Here is a 362-nt window from a genome sequence, read left to right as displayed (position 1 = left end):
TGGATTGGAGCATCGCGTAAGGCCACGCCAGTCAGGCGTACCCCAACCGTGTCTTGTGACGCCATGCTCGGGTAACTCACCTGCACGTTGGCTTCGGCACCCAAGGTGTCGGCATTCAACTCACCTGCAGGTGCCTCGACCACTTTGAAGACGCTCTGCCCCTGCGCGCTCACTACACGGATGCTCAACGGCGATGAAGTGATCAGGTTGCCGGCGCCACCCACTTTGTAGGTGAAAGACAGGCTGACCGTTCGATTGCGGTTCTCAGTCACCCACGCCTTGGGCAACTTGAATGTCAGGGTGCCCACCGTGGAGACGGTCTGGATTGGAGCATCGCGTAAGGCCACGCCAGTCAGGCGTAC

At 59.9% G+C, this 362-nt stretch carries 1 protein-coding gene; it reads right to left on the bottom strand.

What is annotated here, in order from left to right:
- Positions 1-362 (bottom strand): hypothetical protein (locus K0F88_RS32070; protein ID WP_219097881.1); only part of this gene is annotated, 362 nt, incomplete at both ends.

The sequence above is a fragment of the Pseudomonas sp. UMAB-40 genome (assembly GCF_900095275.1).
GTDB lineage: Bacteria > Pseudomonadota > Gammaproteobacteria > Pseudomonadales > Pseudomonadaceae > Aquipseudomonas > Aquipseudomonas mandelii_B.
Note: the sequence above shows the minus strand (reverse complement) of the source record. Positions and strands in the feature narration are given on the sequence as shown.